The sequence below is a fragment of the Clostridium sp. DFI.5.61 genome, assembly GCF_024462915.1.
GTDB lineage: Bacteria > Bacillota > Clostridia > Oscillospirales > Oscillospiraceae > Lawsonibacter > Lawsonibacter asaccharolyticus.
Genome location: NZ_JANGBZ010000038.1, coordinates 22,642 through 28,941 on the forward strand (window position 1 = coordinate 22,642; position 6,300 = coordinate 28,941).

Annotated in this window: 3 protein-coding genes and 3 tRNA genes; all 6 read left to right on the forward strand. The window is 58.8% G+C overall.

Translation table 11 applies throughout. The annotated features are described in order from the left end of the window. Positions 1 to 10 precede the first annotated feature (10 nt). The 6 genes from NE584_RS14310 to NE584_RS14335 all read left to right on the forward strand — a co-directional run bounded on the left by NE584_RS14310 (position 11) and on the right by NE584_RS14335 (position 5,941). The gene (locus tag NE584_RS14310; protein ID WP_050622814.1) at positions 11 to 682 is read left to right on the forward strand and encodes a hydrolase; all 672 of its coding nucleotides are present in this window, start codon (positions 11 to 13) and stop codon (positions 680 to 682) included. 103 nt (positions 683 to 785) lie between these two features. Next, complete coding sequence (locus NE584_RS14315; RefSeq protein WP_050622815.1) at positions 786 to 1,016, forward strand: hypothetical protein; 231 nt, start codon at positions 786 to 788, stop codon at positions 1,014 to 1,016. A 141-nt stretch (positions 1,017 to 1,157) separates the two neighbouring features. After that, a tRNA-Met gene (locus tag NE584_RS14320) sits at positions 1,158 to 1,234 on the forward strand. Between the two features lie 37 nt (positions 1,235 to 1,271). After that, positions 1,272 to 1,346, forward strand: a tRNA-Glu gene (locus NE584_RS14325). Between the two features lie 22 nt (positions 1,347 to 1,368). Beyond that, positions 1,369 to 1,444: transfer RNA gene (locus NE584_RS14330), tRNA-Val, on the forward strand. 414 nt (positions 1,445 to 1,858) lie between these two features. Next, the gene (locus NE584_RS14335) at positions 1,859 to 5,941 is read left to right on the forward strand and encodes an S-layer homology domain-containing protein (RefSeq protein WP_256183086.1); all 4,083 of its coding nucleotides are present in this window, start codon (positions 1,859 to 1,861) and stop codon (positions 5,939 to 5,941) included. Positions 5,942 to 6,300: the final 359 nt, after the last annotated feature.

A 6,300-nucleotide genomic window follows, 5' to 3' on the forward strand; every position in this document is an offset into this window, starting at 1 on the left:
TACTACGCCTATGAAAAAGATCCCTACATACAGCGGGACTCTGCGCAGCCATTTGCTGGCCGTCCCCCACTGTATTTCAGAATGCAGCGGCATCCGCATCTTTGGCCGCCGCATCAAATCCCTGGTGTTCACCACCGATGTGGCCATCATCAAGAACGTCAACGGAGACGCCATCATCGCGGTCTATCCCTTTACCCCCCAGCCCTCCATCGCCCAGGCCATCATCAGTGTGGCCGACGTCCCGGTGTTCGTGGGTGTGGGAGGCGGGATGACCAGCGGCTCCCGCTCCGTCCGGCAGGCGGAGTACGCAGAGCACCAGGGGGCCTTCGGCGTTGTGGTCAACGCCCCCATCACAGACGAGACCATCACCCAGATCAAGCATGTGGTGGACATCCCGGTCATTGCCACCATCATCTCTTCTGAGATGGATGTCGCCGGGCGTGTCCGGGCCGGAGCCGATATTCTGAATATCTCAGGGGCCGCACGCACCCCTGAGATCGTGGCCAAGATTCGAAAAGATTTCCCAGACATCCCCATCATTGCCACCGGGGGCCCCACAGAGGAGGACATCCTCCGCACCATCCAGGCCGGAGCCAACGCCATTACTTATACCCCTCCCTCCACCGGTGAGCTGTTTTCCGTGCGGATGCACCAGTACCGCGCCCAGTTCCATCCAGAATAAAAGGTATGACCGCCGCCGCTTTTAAGCTGTTTTTAATGCTGCCTTTCTCCCCCTTTCAGAATCAAATGGTAGGATAGCGTCAGTAGGAAGGAGGAAATTCAAAATGATTACCCTATTCACGCTGTCTCTGCTCTGCCTGGCTGTGATCCTGGTCCTGGGCGTGGTGCTGACCATCCTCAGTGTGCCGTTCCTGGTCATCCTGGGCCTGCTGCCCTGGCTTCTGCGCATCGCCGCCGCGGTCCTGCTGATCCGCGGGCTGCTGGACCATCCCTTCCGTTGGGAAAATCTGATCCCTGCCGCTGTCGCCTTTGGGCTTTCTGTTCTTCTGCACTGACCTAAAGAGCAGGGGCGGAGCCCCCTTCGTCCCCGCTCTTTTCCCACCGGAAAAAATTACAGATTTTCTTGCAAAAAAATGTTGACAAATCGGAACACTTCGGTTATACTAACTCTTGCCCTGTTCGAGACGGGCAGACATGGCGGCATAGCTCAGTTGGCTAGAGCATGCGGTTCATACCCGCAGTGTCCCCGGTTCAAATCCAGGTGCCGCTACCATTACAATCTAACAGAGCATTGGCTCTGAGCCATATACGGCCCGGTGGTCAAGCGGCTAAGACACCGCCCTTTCACGGCGGTAACACGGGTTCGATTCCCGTCCGGGTCACCACCTTTTTTTGAGCCGTCCATATGGAGGCATAGCTCAGCCGGTAGAGCGTCCGCCTCACACGCGGAAGGTCACAGATTCGAGTTCTGTTGTCTCCACCAAGAGGAAGAGTGCCACACCAATAGGTGTGGCACTCTTCTTATATTGTTCTGAGACGGGAACGATTTCCCTGTCCCTGTGAAACAAAATGCAGGATCTGCGCAGCAATTTTCTCTGGGTATCATAAGAACACCGATTTGCGCGATGTCTACCAAAAGTCTACCAAAAAAGGGCGGCGGGGGCCTGGAGTTTCAGGGCCCTGCCGTTCCTTCTGTTTTTGCGTGTCTACCAAATGTCTACCAGGGAAACTTTTTAGGCGTGATCCCAGAGATTTTTCCCCTGATCTTCCCCTTTTTATAACCAATTCCTCCTGTGCCAGAAGTGTTGTACAGGCATAGTGGGCCGAAATGTTCTGGAAAAGGCCCGGTTTGTCAGAAAACAGCGACTTTTGTCAATATAAAAAGGAGGAATATCCAATGAGAAACCTGAAGCGTGCTCTCAGCCTGGCTCTGGCTTCCGTTATGCTCCTGGGCATGATGGTCGTGGGCTCCAGCGCTAAGGGCCTTGACGACTTCAGCGACAACGCTGAGATCGTCAACAAGGACGCCGTGGCGGTCACCTCTGCCATCGGCCTCTTTGACGGCTACGAGGACGGGTCCTTCGGCCCCGAGAACGTAGTCACCCGCGCCGAGATGGCGGTCATCATCAGCACCATGCTGTACGGCGCTGGCGTGAACGTCAACCAGTTCGCGGAGACCAATGTGTTCACCGACGTCCCCGCCTGGGCGCAGGGCTATGTGAACCTGTGCTCCAGCCTGGGCATCGTGGCCGGCGTGGGCGACGGCAAGTTCGACCCCAACGCCACCGTGACCACCGCGCAGGCCGTGCTGATGCTGTGCCGCGCCCTGGGCTACTTCCAGAACGCCGCTGACTTCGGCGACAACTGGATGCTGGCCGCCACCGCCAAGGGCACCGCTCTGGGCCTGTACGGCGACCTGAAGCTCGCCGCCAACGAGGGTCTGACCCGCGACAACGTGGCTGAGCTGGTGTTCAACGCCCTGACCAAGGCCGTGCCCGTTCAGTACAACGAGCTGCTGGGCGTGTACTACAACGAGAACAAGGGTATCATCTACTCCCTGACCTTCTACTACACCGATACCCTGGGCTACAAGAACTTCGACCTGGTCTACAAGACCAACGAGAACACCGATTACGGCCGTCCCGGCACCACCTGGGGCACCGGCTCCTACCGGGGCACCTCCGCCACCACCGAGGGCAATGACTCCTACGGCCTCAATGAGGACGGCAGCCTGAAGCCTGAGAACGTGAAGATGACCTCCGATGACGAGATCATCACCGTGGCCGACACCCCCGACTATGTCTACACTGCCGGGACCAAGGAGAACGTGATCTATAAGGACCTGGGCAAGACGGTCGTCGAGGGCACCGAGAAGGGCGACTATGTCTATGACTGGGTCGCCTATGTGGACGGCGCCGAGCAGGAGGTTGCCGGCCGGCCCGAGAACGAAAAGGACCCCACCTACGAGTACACCGACAAGGGTGCCACCACCGAGATCTATGTTGACGAGGTCAACGAGACCGTCACCGTGGTGAAGATCAACTACTACCTGGCCGAGATCACCGACATCCGCTCCGACGATGACGGCGAGTTCGCCACCGTCCGCATGCTGGGCACCCAGGACCCCCTGGGCGACTCCGTGGACACCCGGAAGATCTACTGCAAGGGCTTCGCTGAGGACGACTATGTTGTCGTCACTGTGGATGTGGACGAGGACGGCGACGCCTTCGTGGCCACCATCAACGATCCCGCCACCGCCGAGGGCACTGTGACCCGCGTCAAGAAGGACGCCGATCCTGAGGAGGATCAGGGCAACTACGTCAAGCTGGACGACGGCAACCAGTACAACTACTCCAAGTGGACCGAGGGTGATGTGGACGGCATCAACGAGAAGCACCCCACCCTGGATATCGGCTACCGCCTGTTCCTGGACCCCAACGGCTATGTCATCGGCTTCATCGCCCTGGATGACTACTATGCCAACTACCTGTATGTGGACGCCGTTGACGTGTCCCTGAAGACCATCACCGCCAAGGTCGTCTTCACCGACGGCACCGCCAAGACCGTGGAGATCGATGACGAGTACATCGACCTGCACTCCGACAGACAGGACTTCGTTCTGACTGGCGAAAATGCGGAAGAGAACATCCAGGAGAAGCTGGAGAAGCACGTCTTCGCCTGGACCGTGTCTGACGACGTCTACACCCTGCGTCAGATCCTGCCCTACGCGAACGTGAACGACCGCGATGACGGCGACCTCTATGAGGACAACAACTACAAGGATACCGAGGATCACGCTGTCGGCAACGGAAACAACACCGCCGCCATCAACAGCGACAAGGCCTTCATCTATGTGAACGGCACCAAGTACATCGTGGACGAGAAGACCGCCTTCATCGACACCGATGAGAAGGTCCTGTACACCGGCTTCGAGAACGTCCCCGACTACGTGGACAACGATGCCACCGATCCTGTGAAGTTCTGGGCCATCGACAAGAACAGCGACGGCGCCCTGGACGTGGTCTTCGTCTACTCCGGCGAGGCCTCCAACAGCAACAAGACCTACTTCTATGTGGCTGATTGGGAAGCTTATGAGTCCTATGACAAGAACAAGATGTACAAGGAAGCCACCGTGTATGTGGACGGCGAGAAGACCACTCTGATCTTCACCGCCGATGCCCACCAGGAAATCACCACCGGCAAGTCCGGCCTGTATGTGGTCAACCGCACCAACGGCTCCGGCGTGGTCACCGACGCGGACAAGATCGCGGTCAGCGCGGTCCCCGAGGTGGTGGGCTCCAGAGCCTTCTCCCTGGGCGACAGCAACGCCGACCAGTGGACCGCCAACAGCGAGACCATCTTCGTTGTGGCCACCTATGAGCTGAAGAACAACGGCAAGGACCTGAAGAGCTCCGCTGACGTGCGCGTTGGCGACCTGAAGGACATGGAAGAGGACGACGACTACTACACCTATGCCTATGTTGCCAAGCCCGACGACAGCGATGACCCCGCCGAGCTGGTGTACATCGTCAAGCAGGAGAAGTCCGAGTACAAGGCCATCTCCCTGACCGTTGACGGCACCGCCGTGAGCGCCGCCGCCGCCACCCTGAAGGCTGGCGAGACCTACTCCTACACCTACACCGCCCCCGCTGGCAAGCTGATCGACACCGTGGCCGGCATCGCCGCCGCTGACTACACCGTAGCCGCGGACGGGAAGTCTGTCGCCATCAGCTTCAAGGTGAAGGACAAGACCGACATCGCCATTACCCTGAAGAATGAGCCTGCGGCTCCTGAGACCCGTACCCTGACTCTGGACAGCACCCTGAACAACGCCAAGGTCTGGAGCGCGGACGGCAAGACTCTCATCCCCTCCAGTGCTTCCACCGCCTTCGGCACGGAGTACCAGGTGGCGGAGGGCACCACTCTGCTGATTCAGGATTCCAGCTTCTCTACTGTCGGCGCCCAGGTGCAGGACAGCCAGGGCAACTTCATCGGCGAGGTGAAGAAGGCCGGCTTCCTGACCCTCACCGTGAACGAGGACATGACCCTGAGCACCTCTGATGTGGTCAGCGTCTATGCCATCCACGTGGGCGAGGGCGTGACCCTGAGCAAGGTGGAGAATGGCTCCGGTGAAGTGACCCCCGTTTCCAAGAACGAGAACGTCTGGTACGTCAAGGCCTCCGACAATGCCCAGAAGTTTACGGTCAAGACCGCTGATGCCGATGCCGTGATCCTGGTCACCGGCAGCGATGTGAGCAACAGCACCGCCAAGACCGGCACCAAGGCCAGCGCTCAGGTGCTGGATAACTCCAGCGCCATCAGCGCGGATGTGTATCTGTATGCGGCTTCCAAGGTGACCCTGACCAACGCCACCTCCACTGACATTACCACCAATGACTATGTCAAGGTGGGAGAGACTATCGCTGTGGCTCCTGAGCGCGGCTACGCCGGTGTCATTGATAACGCCGACGTGGGCGACAACCTGGAGGAGTACACTGTTGGCAACGCGGATGTCACCCTGAATGGCGGCTATGAGGTCACTCTGAACGGTGTGACCGCCACCGTCAACAGCAAGGCTGTGACCAGCGGCCAGATCGTGGCAAATACCTCGGATAACCTGGTGGCTGCGGCTGTGGAGAGCGGCATGTCGGTGATCGACACCACCGGTGGTGCCAAGTTTGATGATACTGTGTACTCTGCCGCCGCTGTGTCTGCGGACATCGAGCTGAGCGCCGCTACCAAGCTGAACCTGACCAGCGTGACTGTCTCCTATGTGAGCCAGCCTTCCGGCAAGCCCGTCGAGATCGCGGATAGCATAGACACCAAGGTTTATGTTGTGCCCGGCACCGTGATCGTGGTTGAGGGCTCCGCTCCCGTGACCGTGACCGACGGGTCTGATCCTGTTGAGGTCGACGAGCGCGATGACGTTACCAACTGGGTGAAGCTGACCGTCGGCACTGTGGAGCTGACTATTAGCTAAGTCTCGAGCATAAAAGGGATACCCCTGTTATATAGCGGGGGAAAACCCCGGACCCAAATGGGTCCGGGGTCCCTTTTTACTTGCTTCGGACCTGTTCCTCTTACACGGTGCAAACGGGAGGACCAGGGGGAAACGTTACCCCTGCCTGCCCAGGCACGGGACGCCAGGCGTAAAGCCGGAACAGCGCATTGTCCCAAATGACGCAGGGCATCAGCGGCAGCGGCGCGAGACGCTGGTCAGTGCGAAAGCCTTGCCGCGCCGCTCAGGTCCAGGAGAGCTCCGCTCGGTGTCTCCTGTACCGGGGAATAGAAAAGAGTTGTCATGGACCGTAGAACATCTGTTGAATCAACTAGGTATTG

Coding starts and splice junctions, on each gene's coding strand:
- NE584_RS14335 (WP_256183086.1), top strand. CDS start 1,859: ATGAGAAACCTGAAGCGTGCTCTCAGCCTGGCTCTGGCTTCCGTTATG.
- NE584_RS14310 (WP_050622814.1), top strand. CDS start 11: ATGAAAAAGATCCCTACATACAGCGGGACTCTGCGCAGCCATTTGCTG.
- NE584_RS14315 (WP_050622815.1), top strand. CDS start 786: ATGATTACCCTATTCACGCTGTCTCTGCTCTGCCTGGCTGTGATCCTG.